Annotated in this window: 16 protein-coding genes and 1 pseudogene; 1 reads left to right on the plus strand and 16 read right to left on the minus strand. The window is 64.5% G+C overall.

Annotated features, from left to right (window positions below; genetic code table 11):
* Positions 1–10 precede the first annotated feature (10 nt).
* The 13 genes from trbJ to czcI form a co-directional block, all read right to left on the minus strand.
* Entirely contained in the window at positions 11–736 is a 726-nt protein-coding gene (gene trbJ / locus BDD18_RS06700) for a P-type conjugative transfer protein TrbJ (RefSeq protein ID WP_009523294.1), read from the minus strand.
* A complete protein-coding gene (gene trbE, locus BDD18_RS06705) occupies positions 733–3,186 on the minus strand; it encodes a conjugal transfer protein TrbE (protein ID WP_142082051.1) in 2,454 nt (817 codons plus the stop codon). The genes trbJ and trbE overlap by 4 nt, the downstream gene beginning before the upstream one ends.
* A 10-nt stretch (positions 3,187–3,196) precedes the next feature.
* Positions 3,197–3,469, minus strand: coding sequence for a VirB3 family type IV secretion system protein (locus BDD18_RS06710; RefSeq protein WP_009523292.1), 273 nt, complete (start codon positions 3,467–3,469; stop codon positions 3,197–3,199).
* Positions 3,466–3,843: a TrbC/VirB2 family type IV secretion system protein gene (locus BDD18_RS06715; protein WP_009523291.1), complete on the minus strand. Its 378-nt coding sequence runs from the start codon at positions 3,841–3,843 to the stop codon at positions 3,466–3,468. Before BDD18_RS06715 ends, BDD18_RS06710 begins: the two co-directional genes overlap by 4 nt.
* On the minus strand, positions 3,840–4,874 hold the full coding sequence (gene trbB, locus BDD18_RS06720) for a P-type conjugative transfer ATPase TrbB (RefSeq protein WP_103519349.1): 1,035 nt from the start codon (positions 4,872–4,874) through the stop codon (positions 3,840–3,842). Before trbB ends, BDD18_RS06715 begins: the two co-directional genes overlap by 4 nt.
* Entirely contained in the window at positions 4,871–5,317 is a 447-nt protein-coding gene (locus BDD18_RS06725; RefSeq protein WP_009523289.1) for a ribbon-helix-helix protein, CopG family, read from the minus strand. The genes trbB and BDD18_RS06725 overlap by 4 nt, the downstream gene beginning before the upstream one ends.
* Positions 5,314–7,311, minus strand: a complete 1,998-nt coding sequence (locus BDD18_RS06730; protein WP_024537622.1) for a conjugal transfer protein TraG — start codon at positions 7,309–7,311, stop codon at positions 5,314–5,316. The genes BDD18_RS06725 and BDD18_RS06730 overlap by 4 nt, the downstream gene beginning before the upstream one ends.
* A gap of 218 nt (positions 7,312–7,529) precedes the next feature.
* Positions 7,530–7,802 (minus strand): EexN family lipoprotein, encoded by a 273-nt coding sequence (locus BDD18_RS06735; RefSeq protein WP_009523287.1) that lies wholly within the window; start codon positions 7,800–7,802, stop codon positions 7,530–7,532.
* Positions 7,803–7,837: 35 nt separating this feature from the next.
* On the minus strand, positions 7,838–8,731 hold the full coding sequence (locus BDD18_RS06740; RefSeq protein WP_009523286.1) for a LysR family transcriptional regulator: 894 nt from the start codon (positions 8,729–8,731) through the stop codon (positions 7,838–7,840).
* A 69-nt stretch (positions 8,732–8,800) separates the two neighbouring features.
* Complete coding sequence (locus BDD18_RS06745; RefSeq protein WP_066787373.1) at positions 8,801–11,989, minus strand: CusA/CzcA family heavy metal efflux RND transporter; 3,189 nt, start codon at positions 11,987–11,989, stop codon at positions 8,801–8,803.
* 16 nt (positions 11,990–12,005) lie between these two features.
* A complete protein-coding gene (locus tag BDD18_RS06750) occupies positions 12,006–13,598 on the minus strand; it encodes an efflux RND transporter periplasmic adaptor subunit (protein ID WP_142082053.1) in 1,593 nt (530 codons plus the stop codon).
* Between the two features lie 2 nt (positions 13,599–13,600).
* Positions 13,601–14,926, minus strand: coding sequence for a TolC family protein (locus BDD18_RS06755; protein ID WP_066787370.1), 1,326 nt, complete (start codon positions 14,924–14,926; stop codon positions 13,601–13,603).
* A gap of 166 nt (positions 14,927–15,092) precedes the next feature.
* Positions 15,093–15,446 (minus strand): cation efflux protein, CzcI family, encoded by a 354-nt coding sequence (gene czcI / locus BDD18_RS06760; protein ID WP_066787367.1) that lies wholly within the window; start codon positions 15,444–15,446, stop codon positions 15,093–15,095.
* A 175-nt stretch (positions 15,447–15,621) separates the two neighbouring features.
* On the opposite strand from czcI, the pseudogene BDD18_RS06765 reads away from it, so the two are divergent.
* Positions 15,622–16,314, plus strand: a pseudogene (locus BDD18_RS06765) (ATP-binding protein); the annotation flags it as partial.
* A gap of 35 nt (positions 16,315–16,349) precedes the next feature.
* On the opposite strand, the gene BDD18_RS06770 reads toward BDD18_RS06765, so the two are convergent.
* The 3 genes from BDD18_RS06770 to BDD18_RS06780 are packed head-to-tail and all read right to left on the minus strand — an operon-like array spanning position 16,350 to position 19,809.
* Entirely contained in the window at positions 16,350–17,042 is a 693-nt protein-coding gene (locus BDD18_RS06770; protein WP_009523279.1) for a ZIP family metal transporter, read from the minus strand.
* A 3-nt stretch (positions 17,043–17,045) separates the two neighbouring features.
* Positions 17,046–17,348 carry a double zinc ribbon domain-containing protein gene (locus BDD18_RS06775; RefSeq protein ID WP_082136747.1) on the minus strand — a complete coding sequence of 101 codons (303 nt, stop codon included), beginning with the start codon at positions 17,346–17,348 and terminating at the stop codon, positions 17,046–17,048.
* Positions 17,349–17,370: 22 nt separating this feature from the next.
* Positions 17,371–19,809 carry a heavy metal translocating P-type ATPase gene (locus tag BDD18_RS06780; protein WP_027477924.1) on the minus strand — a complete coding sequence of 813 codons (2,439 nt, stop codon included), beginning with the start codon at positions 19,807–19,809 and terminating at the stop codon, positions 17,371–17,373.
* Positions 19,810–19,829: the final 20 nt, after the last annotated feature.

Genomic DNA, 19,829 nt, shown 5'->3' on the forward strand with positions numbered 1-19,829 from the left:
GCAACACCTGTCACCGGCCGTAGAAATCGACGGTCTGCGGCGTGTACGGCGTACCTTCACCCAGGAAACGCCGGTTCACCTCGCGGCCTCGCTCCACGGCGGCAGCCTGCCGCGCCAACTCCAGCGACGCGGCGCGATCCTGGGTGATGCTCAGGCGTTGCGTTTGGATGGACTGCTTGGCCTGCAAAGCCAGAAGCTGATTGGTGGCTTGCATGGCCTGCAAGGCGCCCACGGCCGATTGGCTCTTGCCCACGAGGTCGGCCAGCACGCCTTCGTCGTCGCTCAGGTTCTGCGACGCCTGGGCCTGCATCTGCATGGTGGTCTGCAAGCCGTTGAGCGTGTTCTTCCAGCGCTCCTGCGCGTCGCGGTACATCTGGTTGCCGCTGACGGTAGCGGCATATTGCTCGGGATACAGGCGCTGGAACTCCCGATCCAGATTCGTCACGTCGTAGGCCAGTCCTCTGGCCTGGGCGATCAGCCGCTGTGTGGTCGCCAGATTGGCGCGCAACTGGCCGACCACGCTGGACGGCAGGCTGGCGAGGTTGCGCGCCTGGTTCATCAGCATCTGCGCTTCGTTCTGGAGCTGCTGGATCTGGTTGTTGATCTGCTCCAGCGTGCGGATCGCGGTCAGCGTGTTCTGCACGAGGTTCGTGGGGTCGATCACGACCCATTGCGCATGGGCGGTGGCGGTGCAAAGCATGGCCGCGATGGCGGCGGCGATGAGACGTTTCTTCATGGCTGGTTCTCCAGGGGTTGGTCAGCGAGGGAACCCGGCGCGAGGCCGGGGAACGAGGGCAGCAGGTCGGCCGCCCAATCGAGGCCGCGATGGCGCAGCCAGGCGCCCGCGAAGCCGGGCACGCCGGCGTCGGCCAGCACCGCGTCCATGTCGCGCTGGTCTTGCGGCGTGGACGCGCCCGCGAAGGCCAGCGCCGCCGGCCCCAGGTCGAGGTCGAACAGGCGATTGCCGAGGCGCGATTGGTAGTAGTAGTCGCGCTTGGGCTGCGCGGTGGCGACGATCTCGATCTGCCGCCTGTTGAGGCCGAAGCCCTCGTAGATCGTGCGAATCTGCGGCTCGGTGGCCTGCGGGTTCGGCAGGAAGATGCGACTCGCGCAGCTCTCGATGATCGCGGGCGCGATGCTCGAATCCTTGATGTCGGCAAGGCTCTGCGTGGCGAAGATGACGCTGACGTTCTTTTTCCTGAGCGTCTTGAGCCACTGGCGGATACGCGCGGCAAACACCGGGTCATCGAGGAACAGCCACGCTTCATCGAGGATCAGCAGCGTGGGCGCCCCGTCGAAGCGTTCATCGAAGCGCGCAAAGAGGTAATGCAGCACCGCCATGACGGCGGCCTTGCTGTGCATCAGCTCCTCCATCTCGAAGCACTGCACGTCGGCCATGCCGAGCCGGTCATGGTCGGCGTCCAGCAGCTTGCCGTGGGCACCGCCCAGCACATAAGGCGACAACGCCTGCCGCAGCGTGTTCGATTGCAGCAGCACGGACAGCCCCGTCATCGTGCGCTGCTCCACCGGCGCACCGGCGAGGCTGCCGAGCGCCGACCAGATGGCGGCCTTCTCTTCGGGGCCGACGACCACGCCCTCATGCCGCAAGCGGCCTTCGATCCACTCTGCCACCCAGGTGCGGTAGCCCTCGCGGTCGATACGAGCCAAGGGCTGGAAAGCGATTTCGCCATCCATCCCGAGGTCGTAGTGCTCGCCGCCCAGGCCCAGGATGGTGGCGCGCATCGAGCGGTCCATGTCGAAGGCGAAGATGCGCGAGCCGCGATAGCGACGGAATTGCATCGCCAGGGTGGCGAGCAAGACCGACTTGCCCATGCCGGTCGGGCCTGCGACCAACGTGTGGCCCACGTCGCCGATGTGCGTCACCAGCCGGAACGGCGTGGCGCCATCGGTGCGCGTGACGATCAGCGGCGGGCCGTCAAGATGGGCATTGCGTTCGGGGCCGGCCCATACCGCCGACACCGGCATCATGTGCGCCAGGTTCAGCGTCGAGACGATGGGCTGGCGCACATTGGCGTAGGCATTGCCGGGGAGCGAGGACAGCCACGCATCCACGGCGTTCAAGGTTTCAGGGATCGTCACGAACCCGCGCCCTTGGATGGCCCGCTCCACCATCCGCAACTTCTCGTCGGCCACGGCCGGGTCGGCATCGAGCACTGTAACCGTGGCGGTGAGATAGCCGAAGGCGACTTGATCGCTGCCCAGCTCCTGCAAGGCGGCATCGGCGTCGGTGGCCTTGTTGCTCGCGTCGGTATCGACCAGCGGGCTTTCTTGCTGTAAGATCGTTTCGCGCAGCAGCGCGATGACGTTCTTCCTTTTCGCAAACCACTGGCGACGCAGGCGGACGAGTTCCTTTTCCGCTTCGGCTTTGTCGAGGCACAGGAACCGGGTTGACCAGCGATAGGCAAATCCAAGCCGGTTGAGGTCGTCCAGAATCCCCGGCCAGGTCGAGGGCGGAAATCCCCGCACCGACACCACGCGCAGGTGCCGGTCGCCCAGCATGGGCGCCAAGCCACCGACAAGTGCGGAGTCGGTCAGCAGCGCGTCGATGTGGAACGGCACTTCGGGCACGCCGACGCGGTAGCGCCGCGTCGAAATGGTGGCGTGCAGGTAGGTCAGCGTCTGGCTGTCATCCAGCCAGGCGATTTCCGGCATCACGCCGTCGAGCAGGTCAAAGATGCGATCCGTTTCTGCGGCGAAAGCTTGCAGCCGCTCGCGCCAGTCCACGCCGTCGGTAGGCCGGTTCTCGTACAGCATCCCCGCCGCGCGGGCGTGCGATTCCTCGGGCGGCAGGTACACCAGCGTCAGGTGATAGCCGCTCTCGAAGTGATTGCCCGAGTCCTCGAATGTGGCCCGGCGTTCCTCGTCCACCAGCCACGACAGCGGCTCGGGGAACGCCGAGTGCGGATAGTCGGCGGCGGCGCGGCGCTCGGCCTCGATGAACAGTGCCCAGCCCGAACCCAGGCGGCGCAGCGCGTTGTTCAAGCGCGCCGACGTGGCGATCAACTCGCCTTGCGTCGCGCTGTCGAGGTCAGGCCCGCGAAACCGGGCCGTGCGCTGGAAACTGCCGTCCTTGTTCAAGACGACGCCCGGTGCGATCAGCCCGGCCCAGGGCAACCAGTCAGCCAGCAAGGCCGGGCGCTGGCGATATTCGGCAAGGTTCAGCATGGCATTCCCCTCACACGTCCAGCAGCGGCCGGTGCTTGATATGGCGCGCGAACACGGCCATGAACTGCGGATCGACACGCGCACCCCAGACCGCCAGCGAATGGCCGACGATCCAGAGCACCACGCCTGGAATCCACATCTGTAAGCCCAGCCCGACAGCAGCGGCCAAGGTGCCGTTAGTGATGGCCACGGTGCGCGGCGCACCGCCCATCAGGATCGGCTCGGTCAACGACCGATGCAGCGGCACCTCGAAGCCGGGTATTCCATCGTGTGGGCCGTTCATACGACGGCCCCACCGGAGAAGCTGAAGAACGACAGGAAGAAGCTCGAAGCGGCGAACGCGATGGACAGGCCAAACACGATCTGGATCAGCTTGCGGAACCCGCCCGAGGTATCACCGAAGGCCAGCGCCAAGCCCGTAGCGATGATGATGATGACCGCGACGATGCGCGCCACCGGCCCCTGGATGGATTCGAGGATGGATTGCAGCGGCCCTTCCCAGGGCATCGAGGAACCGGCGGCCTGCGCAGTACCTGCGAGCAGCAGCATGAAGGCAGCGAGCATCAAGCCCTGCATGGCCGGGCGAGCCAGGCCATCCAGCCGTGCGGGCCGAGGAAGCGGATTTGCGGAAATACGGAAAGCATCAGCGTGCGTCATGGAAGTTCTCCAGAGTGGTCAGGGGACGGGGAGGAAAGGTCGGACTGCGACAGCAGCTCCGGGAATGGAGCCTCCAGCGCATCCGCCAGGTGGTAGCCCACGCCATCGAAGCCGATGACGCGGACGATGCTCTCGATGCGGCGCTTGCGCCCGCGCCCAGCGATGTGGATGACCACATTGACCGCTTCCGCGATCAGCGCACGGGGCGGGTTCACCGCCACTTCGAGGATCAGTTGCTCCAAACGCAGCAGCGCGCCCAGCGCGGAGCCGGCATGGATGGTGGCGATGCCGCCCGGATGGCCAGTGCCCCAGACTTTGATGAGATCCAATGCCTCGGCGCCACGCACCTCGCCGACGACGACACGATCCGGGCGCAGGCGCATCGAAGATCGCACCAGCTCGGTCATGGACACCACGCCCTGGCGTGTGCGCAGCGGCACGTGGTCGCGGGCCGCGCATTGCAGCTCCACCGTGTCTTCGAGCACCAATACGCGGTCGCCCGTGGCGGCGATCTCGGCCAATAGCGCATTGGCCAAGGTGGTCTTGCCGGTACTCGTCCCGCCGGCGATCAGGATGTTCTGGCGTTCGCGCACGGCGCGCACCAGCAAGCCCGCCTGCGCGGCGGTCATCATTTCGTCCTCGATGTAGCGCGACAGCGGGATCACGCCAAAGGCGCGCTTGCGCAACGCAAAGGCCGGCCCCGGCGCAGCGGGCGGCAGGATGCCCTCGAAGCGCTCGCCCGTCTCGGGCAGCTCCGCCGTCAGGAGCGGCTGGCCGCGATGCACCTCGGCGCCGACGTGGGCCGCGACCAGCCGGATGATTCGTTCGCCGTCGGCCTCGGACAGCTCCACACCCATCGGCGCGCGGCCCGACGAAAGCCGGTCGATCCACAAGGTGCGATCCGGGTTGAGCATGATTTCCACCACGTCCGGGTCTTCCAGCGCGGCGGCGATCAGCGGCCCCATCGCCGTGCGCAGCATCAGGATGCGGCGATCCAGTGAAACGGCGGTGAAGGAAGGAACGGCGCTCATGACGCGCGCTCCTGCGCGTCGTCCATGCGTGCCGGGTCTGGATGCAGTTCTTCCACCACGTCTCGCACCAGACTGCGACCGCGCAGCAAATGCCGCCCGAGTTGTTCGACGAACTGCTCGAAGCGCGCCTTGCCCTGGGCGCGCGCTGCGTCCTGATGCGCTTCGGGCACGGGCGTGCTCACCGTGAGGAAGTAGCGGATGAACAGTGCCAGCGTCTCGATCTGGATGTTCTGGTCGCGCTCCATGCGTTCGGCCTGCCGCGACAGGCGATCCAGCCGCTTGGCAATGGCCGCCTCGCGCTGGTCGGCGGCATCGGGCGACAGCCACGATGCGAGCGCCGCCGCGACGATGGACGACTTGGACACGCCCTTCTTGGCGGCCAGCTCATCGAGCCGCTTGGCGTGCTCCGGCTGGATGAACACGTTGAGGCGGTGTTGGGTCATAGGTCGATTCCGTCATCAGGGTCGAGGGATGCCAGCCGGGCCGTGCGTTGCAGGGCAGGGTCGAGCTGGCGAGGAAGGGGAAGCGGCAGGTCGTCGTCATCGAGCAACCCAAGGTCGGCCGCAGGCGCGGCCAGCTCGGGGTCGTAGGCGGCGATTTCGGAGAGTTCGGGCTGGCGACGCGGGCCGCCGTCATCGGCGCTGCCAAGGTCGCCAACGGTCTCCGCGACGAGAGGTGCCGGCACCGCAGGAATTGCCAGCCCGCTCCAGTCATCGGCGCGGGCCGGCGGCGCGTCGGCGTACTGCCCGTCCGCCAGCGTGGGCGGCGGCAGCACGCGGCGCTTGAAATTGGCGTCCGCGTAGTAGCGCAGCTTCTTCGCCTTGATGGGCGCCACGCTGGACACCATTACCACGGCCTCATCAGGCGGAAGCTGCATGACTTCGCCCGGCGTCAGCAGCGGACGCGCGGTTTCCTGGCGCGACACCATGAGGTGGCCCAGCCACGGCGCGAGCCGGTGGCCCGCGTAGTTGCGCTGCGCGCGCAGCTCGGTGGCGGTGCCCAGCGTCTCGGAGATCCGTTTGGCGGTGCGCTCGTCGTTCGTGGCGAACGTCACGCGCACATGGCAGTTGTCGAGGATGGAGTGGTTTTGCCCATACGCCTTGTCGATCTGGTTGAGCGACTGCGCGATGAGGAAGCTGCGGATGCCATAGCCCGCCATGAAGGCCAGCGCCGTCTCGAAGAAGTCCAGGCGCCCCAGCGCAGGGAACTCATCGAGCATCAGCAGCAGCTTGTGGCGGCGCTCGATGCCATCGGAGCCATCGAGCGACTCGGTGAGGCGCCGCCCGATCTGGTTGAGGATCAGGCGAATGAGCGGCTTCGTCCGCGATATGTCCGAAGGCGGCACCACCAGATACAGCGATACCGGATGCTCGGCCGCGATCAGGTCGGCGATGCGCCAATCGCACCGCGACGTGACTTGGGCCACCGTGGGATCGCGGTACAGGCCGAGGAACGACATGGCGGTGCTCAACACGCCGGAACGCTCGTTGTCCGATTTGTTGAGCACTTCGCGCGCAGCCGAGGCCACCACCGGATGAGGCCCATCGCCGAGGTGCGGCGTGGTCATCATCCGGTGCAGCGTCAACTCGAAGGGGCTGGCCGGGTCGGAGAGGAAGTTGGCGACGCCGCGCAGCGTCTTGTCTTCGCCCGCGTAGAGCACATGCAGGATGGCCCCGACCAGCAGCGCGTGCGAAGTCTTTTCCCAGTGATTGCGCTTCTCCAGCGCACCTTCGGGATCAACCAGAATGTCCGCGATGTTCTGCACGTCGCGCACCTCATGCGCGCCGTGTCGTACCTCCAGCAGCGGGTTGTAGGCCGCTGACTTCGCATCGGTGGGGTTGAACAGCAGGCAATGCGAGAAGCGCGAGCGCCAACCGGCGGTGATCTGCCAGTTCTCGCCTTTGATGTCGTGGATGACGGCGGATGCAGGCCAGGAAAGCAGCGTCGGCACCACGAGGCCCACGCCCTTGCCCGAGCGCGTAGGCGCGAAGGTCAGGACGTGTTCCGGGCCTTCATGCCGCAGGTACTGTTGGCGATGCAGGCCGAGGAACACGCCCGCAGGGTGGTCAAGGCCCGCCTTGTGAATGTCCTCCACATTGGCCCAGCGGGCCGAGCCATAGGTCGTGACCAGGCGCGACTGGCGCGAGCGCCAGATCGACATGCCGATGGCGACCACAACCGCCAGTAGGCCACTGCCGCCCGCGATGGCGCCGCCGGTATCGAACACGCGCGGCGCGTAGGCATCGAAGAAGAACCACCACTCGAACAACCGCCACGGGTGATAGACCGGTGTGTCCAGGAAATCGAACCACGGCGAGCCCAGGCGTAGTTGGTAGCCCAGGGCCGCCGCTGTCCATTGCGTGGCGCTCCACACCCCAGCGATCACGATGCCGAACACCACGGCAATCTGACCGAACAGCACGTTCGTTCCCTGCATCATCCAGCCTCCGATCGCAGCACAGGCATGTGCCGCCCTCGTGAGGATCAGTGCCGCTGGGCGTGCCGGTCAAAGACCGTTATCGGCAGGTTGATGCCGCAAAAAACATGGTTTCCGGCAGGGAAGAACTGGGGCGAAAGACCGCCACAATGAGCGCGCTGCTGCGCAGCGCGCAAAAAGGCGCAGGCACGCGCAGGTGCGTTGCGGCAAGCCGACCATCAGAACTTCGGCGGTTCCTTCGGTGGCGTATAAGGCACCTTGCCGTCGCCCAGGAAACGTCGGTTCGTCGCCTCGGCCACTCGGTTGCACAGCACGTCGCCCATCGTCGGACGATCCGTCTTGCACTGCTGGCGCAGTTCTCGCAAACGCACGGGGTCAGCAGCCAGTTCCTCCACGCTGGGCACGGCAGCGGGCTTGGACGGCTCAGACTTGCCGCAGGCGACCAGCAGAACTGCTAGCGACGACATAGCGATGATCTTGGATAGGTTCATGGCTTGAATCCTCCGAAGTGAAACGGGGCCAATGGCTAAGCGTCTCCCGGTCCCAGGGCTTCGACCCGCTCGATAAAGCGGGCTAGCGCCTGCGACGGCTCGGCGTCGCGGCGCAGCAGATAGGTAGTGAGCATGGGCGACTTTCCCGCGAGCGGTCGGCCCACCACGCCCGGCTCGCGGCTGGAAGCGATGTGCGCGGCGCCTGCGAGCCCTAGCGCCAAGCCGGCCGACACGAAAGTCATCATCACGTCGAACGTGGCGACGTACTGTTCGATCAAGGGCTCCCGGTCCTGCTTGCGCAGGATGCGGTCGATCTGCTTGGCATGGCCTTCGCAAACTGCCGGGTCGCCCAGCACCAGGGGATGTTGCAGCACTTCATCCAGCGGTACCCGCTTGTGGGCCAGTAGTTCATGGCGCGCGGGCATGGCGACCATCAGCTCATCCTCCCAGGCGGGTTCGATGATGATGCCGTCGCCCACCTCGTCGGCCATCGAGAAGCCCACGTCGTATAGATCGTCACGCAGGCCGCTGAGCTGCTGGGCCAGCGGCACCTCGAACAGGCGGATCTCGATCTCCGGGTCTTCCTCGCGGCAGCGCGCCAGCAGCGCCGGCAAGCGCGAGGGGGTGATGCCGTCGGACAGCGCCACGCGCAACCGGCCGTGAAAGCCATTGGCCGCTGCCTTCACGCTCTCACGCGCCTGGTCCAGCGCCAACAGCACGCGAGGCGCGTTCTCCATCAGCAGCTTGCCCGCAAGCGTCAGGCGCGTGCTGCGGCTGGTACGCACGAACAGTTGTGCGCCCAACTCTTCTTCCAATTCCCTGATGGCGCGCGACAGTGGTGACTGTTCGATATGCAGCCGCTCCGCAGCGCGGGCGAAGTGCAGCTCCTCGGCAACGGCCAGAAAGTACCGAAGGTGACGAAATTCCATGAGTCGATGTCCCTGTAAAGCTCGAAGGAGTCTGTCGTGGTGCCGTAACGGCGTTCATCGTTGTTCCTTTCAAGCGGTTACGCCCTCATGTGCGGGCTCTGCCGTGACATCCTCTTCTTGCTCGTCCGGGCGATGAGCCAGCCGATACAGAATTGGCAACACGAGCAGCGTCAGTACGGTGGACGACAAGATGCCGCCGATAACCACGGTGGCCAGAGGCCGTTGGACTTCCGCGCCCGTTCCCGTGGCGATGGCCATCGGGATGAAACCCAGCGACGCCACTAGGGCCGTCATCAGCACCGGCCGCAAGCGTGTCAGCGCGCCCTCGCGGATGGCTTCATCCAGCGGCGTTCCGTCCTCGCGCAAGCTGCGGATGTAGGAAATCATCACTAGGCCATTGAGCACGGCCACACCTGACAGCGCGATGAAGCCCACGGCGGCGGAGATGGACAGCGGAATGTCGCGCAGCCACAGCGCCAGGATGCCGCCGGTCAGTGCAAACGGAATGCCGGTGAAGACCAGCAAGCCGTCCTTGACATTGCCGAACATAGCGAACAGCAGCACGAAGACCAGCAGCAGCGACACTGGCACGACGATCTGCAAGCGCTGCGTGGCGGATTGCAGGTTCTCGAACGTGCCGCCCCAACTCGTCCAATAGCCAGTGGGAATCTTGACTTGCGCCAGCGCTGCCTCGGCGTCGGCCACGAAGGAACCCACGTCACGGCCGCGCACGTTGGCGCTGACCACGATGCGGCGCTTGCCGTTTTCCCGGCTGATCTGGTTGGGGCCGGGCGCCAGCTCGAAGCTCGCCACCTCGGCCAGTTGGATGAAGTTGGTTCGGCCCTCGCCGCCGCCCGCGCCACCCGTTGCGCGCGGCAGAGGAATCGGCAGGCGCTTCATGCTTTCCAAGTCATTACGCAAGGACTCGGGCAAGCGCACCAGAATGTCGAAGCGGCGGTCGCCCTCGAACAGCGTGCCGGCCTCGCGCCCACCGATGGCGGTGGCCACGGCGTCCTGGATGTCGGCCACGTTCAGCCCATAGCGCGCGGCTTTCTGGCGGTCGATGTTCACGGTCAGCATCGGCAAGCCGGTGGTCTGCTCCACCTTGACTTCGGAAGCGCCGGGAATCTTCTGCAGCATGGACGAGACCTCCTCGGCCGTCTTATTCAGGACATCCATGTCGTCGCCAAAAATCTTCACCGCCACATCGCTGCGCACCCCCGAGATGAGTTCGTTGAAGCGCAACTGGATCGGCTGCGAGAACTCATAGTTGTTCCCCGGCACCTTGCCCACGGTCTCCTGAATAGCCGCCAGCAATTCGTCGCGCGACTTGCGCGGCTCGGGCCACTCGGACACGGGCTTGAGCATGATGTAGCCGTCGGAAATGTTCGGCGGCATGGGGTCGGAGGCAATCTCGGCCGTGCCGGTGCGCGCGAAAACGCGGTCGATCTCGGGGAACTTGGCCTTCAGCGTGGCTTCCAGTTGCTGCTGCATCGCAACCGATTGCGAAAGGCTGGTGCCCGGAATGCGCAGCGCCTGGATGGCGAAGTCGCCTTCGTTCAGACTGGGCACGAACTCGCTGCCCATGCGGGTGGCGATCAAACCGCACAGCACCACCGCCACGGCGGCTGCCGCCAGCATCACTGCTTTGGCCGCCATCACGCGATCCAGCAGCGGGCCATACCAGCGCTTGGCCTGCACGACCAGGAAGTTTTCCGTCTCGCTGACCCGATGGCCGATGAACAGGGCGACCGCTGCCGGGATGAAAGTCACCGACAGGATCATGGCCCCCACGAGTGCAGCCACCACCGTGAACGCCATCGGGTGGAACATCTTCCCTTCCACCCCCGTCAGGGCGAAGATGGGCAGGTAGACCACCATGATGATGAGTTGCCCGAACAGCAGCGCGCGGCGTGATTCCTTCGATGCCAGGAACACCTCGTGAAAGCGCTCCGCCCGCGTCAAGGGCCTGCCCTGGTGCGCCTGCGCATGGGCCAGTCGGCGCACGCAGTTCTCGACGATCACCACCGCCCCGTCGATGATGATGCCGAAATCCAGCGCCCCCAGGCTCATCAGGTTGGCGCTCACCTTGTAATGCGCCATGCCGGTGAAGGTGAACAGCATCGACAGGGGAATCACCGTCGCCGTGATGATGGCGGCACGGATGTTGCCCAGGAACAGAAACAGGATCACGATCACCAGGATCGCGCCTTCCAGCAGGTTCTTCTTCACCGTGGCGATGGCCTTGTCCACCAGCACGGTGCGGTCGTACACCGTCACCGCATGCACGCCCTCGGGCAGGCTGCGGTTGATCTCCACCATCTTCTTGTCCACGGCCTGCGACACCGTGCGGCTGTTCTGGCCGATGAGCATGAACACCGTGCCCAGCACCACTTCGCGGCCGTTGTCCGTGGCGGCGCCGGTGCGCAGTTCGCGCCCCATCCCCACGTCCGCCACGTCGCGCACCCGGATCGGCACACCGCCCGCGCTGCTGAGGATGACATTGCCAATGTCCTCCAGCGTCTTGACCTGCCCGGGCGCCCGGATCAGATACTGCTCGCCGCGCTTCTCGATATAGCCCGCACCCACGTTGCCGTTATTGCGATCCAGTGCCGTCACGATGTCTTGCAGGGTAACGCCGAGCGAAGCCAGGCGAGCGGGTATAGGTGCGATCTGATACTCCTTGGCATAACCGCCAATCGAGTTGATTTCAGTCACACCGGGCACGTTGCGCAACTGCGGCTTGATGATCCAATCCTGAATCTCGCGCAGGTCTGTTGCCGTGTAGGGCATCCCGTCGGGTTTCTTCGCACCGTCCTTCGCCTCGACCGTCCACAGGTAAATCTCCCCCAGGCCGGTGGAGATCGGCCCCAGCGCAGGCGTGATGCCGGAAGGCAGTTTTTCCCGCGCCTCCTGGATGCGTTCATTGACCAACTGGCGCGCGAAGTAGATGTCGGTGCCGTCCTTGAAGATCACGATCACTTGCGAGAGGCCGTAGCGCGAAAGAGAGCGGGTTTGCTCCAGGTTGGGCAGGCCCGCCATCACGGTTTCAATGGGATAAGTCACCCGTTGCTCGGTCTCCAACGGTGAATAGCCCGGCGCCTGGGTATTGATCTGCACTTGGACGTTGGTGATGTCGGGTACGGCGTCGATGGGCAACTTCTGGTAGCTGAACACGCCGACGGCGGCCATGCCAATGGCGGCTAACAACACTAGCCATCGGTGCTCGATGGCCGCGCGAATAAGTTTTTCAAACATGTGCGTTGCTCCGGCATCAATGGGTGTGTTCGGCAGAGGCTTTGCCAAGCTCTGACTTCACGACGAAACTGCCTGCGGCCGCATATGCCGCCCCTGCTTGAAGACCTTGCAGTACCTCGACCCGCTTGCCATCGCTGCGACCCAACTGCACAGGCTGGGCCACAAAGCCGTCCTTCACCTTGACGAAAACGACCGGCTTGTCCCTCACGCTCTGAATAGCGTCGCTAGCCACGCTGACTGGCACGGCGGTTTCGGACGCGATCACTTCCACATTGACGAACAGGCCGGGACGCCAAGCGCCTTGGGGGTTGGACAAGACCACGCGGGCCTTGGCCATGCGGGTTTGTTCGCCAATCAGCGCGCCAACAAAGGTGATGGTGCCTTGCGCGCTGGCATCGAATGCCGTTGCCTTGATGGTGACCTTTTCGCCGACCCTGACCAGTGGCAAGTCCTTGGCAGGTATGTTGATTTCAGCCCAGACCTGTCCCAGATCGGACACGGTGAACACGGCGGCGTCTTCCTTGACGGCCTCACCCAGGCTGAGATGCTTTTCAATCACCAGGCCATCGAACGGGGCGCGCAACTCAAAGCGATTCAGCCCTCCCGAAGATCCCGCGCTCAACCCCAAGGCCGACAGCTTCTGCTGAGCATTGGCCACAGCGACTTGCGCCTCGTTTAACGCCTGCCCTGCTTGTAGGTAGTCCTGCTCGGCGGAAATTTTCTGCTCCCAGAGCCGCTTTTCACGCTCGAACGTGGTCTTGGCCAAGGCCAGACGCTTTTGTGCTGTCTGCAACTCGCTGCGCTGCTCAGACGCAGCCGGGCTGGCAATGACTGCGAGAACCTGTCCCTTCTTGACTGCTTGACCCAGACTGGCCTGAACGCTCTCGACCACTCCTGCAATGCGTGGGACAACGTGCGAAGTCCGGTCTTCGTTCAAGCGAATTTCCCCGGGCAATTGCAAGGCTGACTTGATTCGTGCCGCGCCAGCCGTGTCGATGCTAATGGATGCCGCTTTGATTTGTGCATCACTGAGTTCGACTTTCCCCTCCTCTTGGTTGAGGACGAACATGAAGGGTTCGTTGGCTGTCTGGGCAACGATGCTGATCTCGAACGCGTGCGGCTCCGGCACGACCTCGCGGCTCAGCAGGCTGTCCTTGTCAGGCGCGAAGTTGAGCGCCTGCTTCTCGCCGGTCAAGCGCGTGACGGTGGCGCTGACCTTTGCAGTGTTGCTGGCAAGTGGTTTGCCCTTGTCATAGAGCCAGATTCGCAAACGAGGCTCACCGCCTTCCTCCGCGAGCAACGCCTCCAATCCGAAATCCCCTTCATTGAACAGTTTGCCGCCATGCACCCCCTTGCTCGGCCCTTCGTGGTGCTCACCGTCCGCATGGCCCTTGTCGTGGTCGTGCTGGTCACCACTTGCCTTGTCGTGATGCTCACCATCACTGTGGGCCTTGGCTTCAACGTGGCTGCCGTGACCCTCGCCCTCGGCGCTCTTATCCGTCTTGCCGCCGAGAATGGCGCTGCCCAGTCCTATGCCCACTGCGGCGATCACGGCGATGGCAAACCACTGCTTCTTGCCGACGTTCAGTTTGTTCGTTTCGGGTTTCATGTTCATTCCTTGTTTGCAGGCAGGGTGGTCGTGGATTCGGATGCGCCGATCACGCGATCCATGTCCGCCGCCGCGCGGTGCGCATCGGCGAGCGCCTTGAGGTACTGGGACTTGGCGGCAAAGTAGGTGCGTTGCGCGTCCAGCACTTCCAGGTAGTTGAACTTGCCGTAACCAAAGCCCACGGTGGCCGCGTCATAGGCGCTCTTGGCCCCTGGCAGCACCTCTCGCTGCAATATGTCGATCTCGCCGCGAACCGACGCCAGCCGTTCGCGGGCTTGCAGCACCTCCGTGCTCAGGCGCACGTTCAGCGCCTGGAGTTCGTCCCGCGCCTTGTCTTCGCGCTTCAACGCTTCCAGCAAGTTGCCCTGATTGCGGTCGAACAAAGGCAGCGGCACGGAAACACCAAGCATCAACTGATTGCGTGCAAGCTCGTACGGGCGCTTCACGCCCAGGCTGACCGTGACGTCGGGCGTCTGCTTGCTGCGCTCCACGTCGGCCAGCGACCGGCGACGTTCGATCTCCAACTGCGCCCGGCGCAGTGCCGAAGAGGCCGACAGGCGCTGCTGGATGTCATCCAGCGAAGGGACGTTGGGAAGATCATCCACGCTGCCCGCTACCTGGGTGAAACGCGGCGGGTTGGCCCCGAGCAAACTAGCCAGCCGCGCGCGGGCACTGCGTTGTTCGCTCTGCGCCTGTGCCAGTTCAACCCGCACGCCGGCTTCGGCCACCCGAGCCTTGGTTTCTTCGACCGGGGACACCTTGCCCGCCGTCACGCGCTTGGCAACGGCATCCGTCGCTTGCCTGGCCAGGTCAACGCTGTCCTGGGCTAAGGCCGTGCGATCCTGGGCGGCCAGCGCCTCAAAGAAGGCGGCAACCACAGCGGCGCGAATTTCGACGCGCCGCGTGTTCAGTTCTTCAACTGCGACGTCACGCCCTCGCTCTGCCGCGGCAATGCGGGCAGCGCGCTTGCCCCCCAGCTCGATGGGCAGATTGATCTGGACGCTTTGCGTGCGGGTTGGCGTGCGTTGGTCTTCGAGCGAGTACGCCAGCTCGGGATTAGGACGTACTCGTCCCTGAATTACCTGGCCCTCCACGGCCTCGATCTCCCGTTGGGCGACAGTCAGGTCAAGATTCGCCTCCAAAGCCAGCGCGACGGCCTTTTGCAGGGTCAGGGGCGTTGCTGCTTCAATCTGCTCTACGCCGTTGGCGCTCTGCCCAAGAGCTGGTGCCGTCGGCAATAACTGAGCGAAAGCCGTCCCCGTCATGAGCGCAAGGAGCAAGCCTGCCGCAACCGCCCTCGCGTTGTAATTGTGAATATCCTTCAGCATCCGATTCTCCAGTGATTTGAAATACACAAGGGAATCGGCGGGGGGCAATCCAGATGATCGCCAGCAACGTCATCACATCAGCCGCGCGAAGCCGGCTGGATACCGTAGCGCGCCATGCGCGACGGCAGGGGTGAGGACGAAGGGAAAGGAACGCGCTCCCCGCCGATCAGGCGAGGACACGCCACTGAGGGCGCTCTAAACGTTCAGGTGGAGGCGCAGCAAGGTGCTCCGGGGGATACCCCGTAACCAGGGACGGGCTGACTGGCGACGCCAGCTTCACATCCCCTGACAAGACCGAGAAGCACCCGGCATGACAGGACGCGCAATCAGGATCGCCACCCAGGGTCTTGGCCGGATCAGGGCTGGCATCCTTGCCGTCGGCCGCCTTGTGCTGATGCGCGTGGTGGCCGAAGTGCTTGGCCGCAGCCCCGGTTTCATGCTGGCAATAGCTGGCCGCTGCCGCCCAACTGAATTGAAGCGGCAAGAACACCAGCAAGACGATGGCCAGCCATTTGCGCATAGGGGTAACAGTGTAGCAGCTACATGCTTTACTTTGCCACTCCTCGCTGCTTGGGTTTTCTCAGAGCCCCGTGCGCGTAGCGTGCCTCCTCTCAGGTTCATCCTGCATCAAATCAGAGCCGCTTCGATATTCGGCGAGTTGTGGCCGCTTTGACGACTGAGGCGACACGAGGGGGCGCCACAGCGCAGGGTACGGGCAACTGGAAGCCTTCAATGCTGATGTTGCGCATGAACTGTTCACGCCGTTGGCGACGTTGATGGGGGGCACTGAAGTTGCTTTGCGCAAAGCACGCGATGCCGACACGTTGCGAGATGTGTTGGGCTCGCACCTCGAAGATCTCCAGCGCATGTCGATGATCGTGCAGGACATGCTCTTTCTGTCGCAAGCCGACCGTGGGGCTGAGGCCCGCCGCGAGCATGTCGCCTGTCTGGCCGGCGTTGCGCGCGCGGTGGTGGAATTGCACGAGGCGGCCATTGAAGAGGCCGGGCTGAAGGTTCGTATCGACGGCGATGCCACCGGCTTGGCCGATGTGCGCCTGTTGCAGCGCGCGCTATCCAACCTGATCGGCAACGCAACCCGACACGCGCATCCGCACAGCACCGTTGTCGTGCAAATCGACCGGCTGGACGGCGAGATCGCCCTGCGGGTGGTGAACGAGGGGCAGACGATTTCAGCCGAGCATTTGCCCAATCTGTTCAACCGCTTCTACCGGGCAGATGCGGCGCGGTCGGATGCCGCCCGCAATCATGGACTGGGCTTGGCCATCGTGGCTGCCATCGCCCGCATGCACGGAGGGCGGACGATGGTCGATTCGAGCAACGGCATCACGTCTATCGGGCTCATGGTGCCCACCCCGCGCGCGCAATAGTCAACGGATCGGGCACCACCAACAGACTGGCTCCACTAGCCAATTACTTCTTCCAGCAGGAGAAGCGCCAGAAAGCCGACAAAGAACATCGCCGTCACCCAGGGGCGATCTGGCGTTTCGTGTGCTTCGATCAGCAGTTCTTCGGTCACGAGGTAGAGCAACGCAATCAGACCAAACGCGAAGAAGCCAGTCAGAAGAGGGTTGGGCAACAGCGCCACCGGCGCTCCAAGCAAGGCCCCGATCGGCAGCAAGAGCACGAGCGCGGCCGTGATCCAGACGACCCTGGCACGGGAGCGAACGCTCTCGCCGAGTTCCGTGGCCACTGTCAATCCCAGGAACAGAACCTCGATGGTCAGGGCGATGGTCAGAAGCAAGCCGACCTTTGGGCCAGCCGCAAACCCGATACCAAGCACCAAGCCATCAATCAGGATGTCGATGCCGATCACGGTCAGGAGACCGGCCGGCCCCTTCGCCAACGCTTCCAGATGCTTCACCAGCAGCATGGTGGCGACGCCGATTCCGCCGCCGATCATCGTCGCCCAAGGCGAGGCCCGGTGCATGATGTCGGGCAAGATTTCGCCGGCCGCCGCCGCGAACACGACGCCAGCGGCGAAATGCTGAATCGCGCTGACCAGTGTTGGCCCCGGCCGCACGTTCACCGCGACCGCAGCTCCGATGATGGCGGCCGCTGCCGGGATCAAGGTGTAGATCCAGGCCGAGATCACCATGACTTAAGTTACCGCGTTGCCGCACTGAGCACAGAATTTCGCGCCGATCGGAATGACGCTACTGCACTTCGTGCACGACGCTGGCACCAGCGATGTCCCGCACTGGCCGCAAAAGCGAGCGCCGTTCGGATTGATCGCTTTGCATTGCGGGCAAGTGATGCCGCTGGCCGAAGGCGCCGGATTGCGCCCCCAGTCGTGACTGCTGGGGCCACCGTGGCCATGGCTACTGCCATGCCCGTGGGAGCCGCCATGCCCCCCGCCGTGGCCGCCGCCATGCCCACCAAAAATTCGATCCAGGATTCCCATTTTCAACACTCCATATTCGGTTTTACTGACCCGCCTGCTGCCTGAGCAGCCTCAGCCCGTTGAAGACCACCAGCAAGCTCGCCCCCATGTCGGCGAACACGGCCATCCACATGGAGGCATCGTCGAAGATCGCCAGCAGCAGGAACACTAGCTTGATGCCCAGCGCGAGCGCGATGTTCTGCCATAGCACGGCGTGGGTGCGCCTGGACAGCCGGATCGTTTCGGGCAGGCGGCGTAGGTCGTCGTTCATGACCACCACGTCGGCGGCCTCCATCGCGGTGTGGGTGCCCGCGCCGCCCATAGCGAAGCCGATGTCAGCCTTCGCCAGCGCGGGGGCGTCGTTGATGCCGTCGCCGGTCATCGCCGTGACGCCCATGCGCTGCTGAAGCTCGCCGATGGCCTGCAACTTGTCCTCGGGCAGCAGGTTGCCACGCACCTCGGCGATGCCCGCCTGGGTGCCGACGGTTTGCGCCGTCGCCAGGTTATCGCCCGTCAACATCACCGGCGTCACGCCCAATGCCTTCAGGTCGGCCACGGCCTGCGCGGATGAGGATTTGATGGTGTCGGCTACTGCACAGATGGCCATGACCCGTTCGCTGCTGGCCAACAACGTGACGGTGCGGCCAGCTTGCTCATGCACTGCAAGGCGGGCTTCGAGGTCAGCCGAACACTGCCCGCGCTCTTCAATCCAGCGGTGGTTAGCCAGCACATAGGTATGGCCGTCGATCACCCCCTGCACGCCGCGCCCGGCAACAGCCTGAAACTCATCCACTTCTTGCGTGGCGGACGACACGCCATCTGCGATGGCCTTGGACACTGGATGATCCGACCGCGCTGCGAGGCTCTTGGCCAGCCCCTCCAGGGCTTGTTGGCCGAGTCCTGTGTCCACGGGCTCGAAGGCCACCAGCTTGGGCTTGCCTTCGGTGATGGTGCCGGTCTTGTCCAGCGCCACGGCCTTGATCTTGCGCGCCTCTTCCAGGTACACACCACCTTTGATCAGGATGCCTCGCCGCGCCCCAGCGGCCAAACCGCTGACGACGGTGACGGGCGTGGAAATCACCAAGGCGCAAGGGCAGGCGATGACCAGCAGCACCAGGGCCTTGTAGGCGGCCTGCATCCAGGTCAGCCCCATGAGCCAGGGCGCCAACAACGCAACGGCAACGGCCAGGACGAACACCGCAGGCGTGTAGACGGCGGCAAAGCGATCCACGAAACGCTGCGTGGGCGCACGGGAAGACTGGGCCTGCTCAACGGCGTGGATGATGCGCGCCAGCGTGCTGTCGGACGCGGGGGCCGTGACACGGATTTCCAACGCCGCAGCCTGATTGATGGTGCCGGCGAAGACTTCATCGCCGGGGCTCTTGTCCACCGGCAAGCTTTCGCCGGTCACGGGGGACTGGTCAATAGCGCTCTGACCTAGGCTCACGATGCCATCCAGCGGAACGCGCTCGCCAGGGCGAATACGCACGGTCATGCCCACAGTGACTTCCTTGACTCCCATGCGCACCCAATTGCCATCGTCTTGACGCACTTCAGCTTGCTCCGGCGCGAGCGCCAGCAGGCTCTTGATGGCGCCGCGCGCCCGATCCACGGCGCGGGCCTCGATGGCTTCCGCAATCGCATATAGGGCCATCACCATCGCCGCTTCGGGCCACTGGCCGATCAGGAAAGCGCCGGTCACGGCCACGGTCATCAGGGCATTGATGTTCAAGCGGCCCTGCCGCAGTGCAGCCAGCCCCTTGCCGTAAACCGAGAAACCCGACAGCGCGATGGCCGCCGCGGCCAGCGCCATTCCCAGCGCCTTGACAGGTACGCTGTCTGGAAAGGCGAATGCCAAGCCCTCGGCCGCCACAGCCAACCCCAGGGCGCCCAGCGACTTGCCCCATGTCGTCCAGAAGCCCGTTGGCGAGGCAACCGCAGCAGCCGACGAGCCTGTGTCGCCAAGAGGTTCCGGCTTGAAGCCTGCCTTGCGGATTGCGTCTAGCGCCTGCTGCAAGACAGGATCATCGGCGGCAATGGCCAACTCGCGTTCGCCCAGATTGAATTGCAGGCTACGAATTCCCGCCATGCCGTCCAACGCCCGGCGGATTTCCGACTCCTCCGAGGCACAGTCCATATTCGCAATGCGGAAGCGCTGGACATTCTTCGCGCCGAGGGGTTCTGGCTTGAAACCCGCTTTGCGGATCGCTTCTAGGGCCTCGGGCAGCGCGTGGTCATCGGCGGCAATGGCAAGCTCTCGATCCCCCAGGTTGAATCGCAGGCTGCGAATCCCCGCCATGCCTTCCAGCGCCCGGCGGATTTCCGACTCCTCTGAGGCACAGTCCATGTTTTCTATGCGAAAGCGTTGCGGCCCAATAGTCGTTGCATCAGACGCTGTTGGCTCGGGCGCCACAGGCACTGTTGCACAGCCACTCCCGCAGCAGGCAGCGTCGGCGTGTTGGCGTTGGTGGGCAGAGTTCATGAAATTCTCCTTTTCAGTCA

Origin of the sequence: Acidovorax temperans (genome assembly GCF_006716905.1) — a bacterium.
Taxonomy (GTDB): domain Bacteria; phylum Pseudomonadota; class Gammaproteobacteria; order Burkholderiales; family Burkholderiaceae_C; genus Acidovorax; species Acidovorax temperans.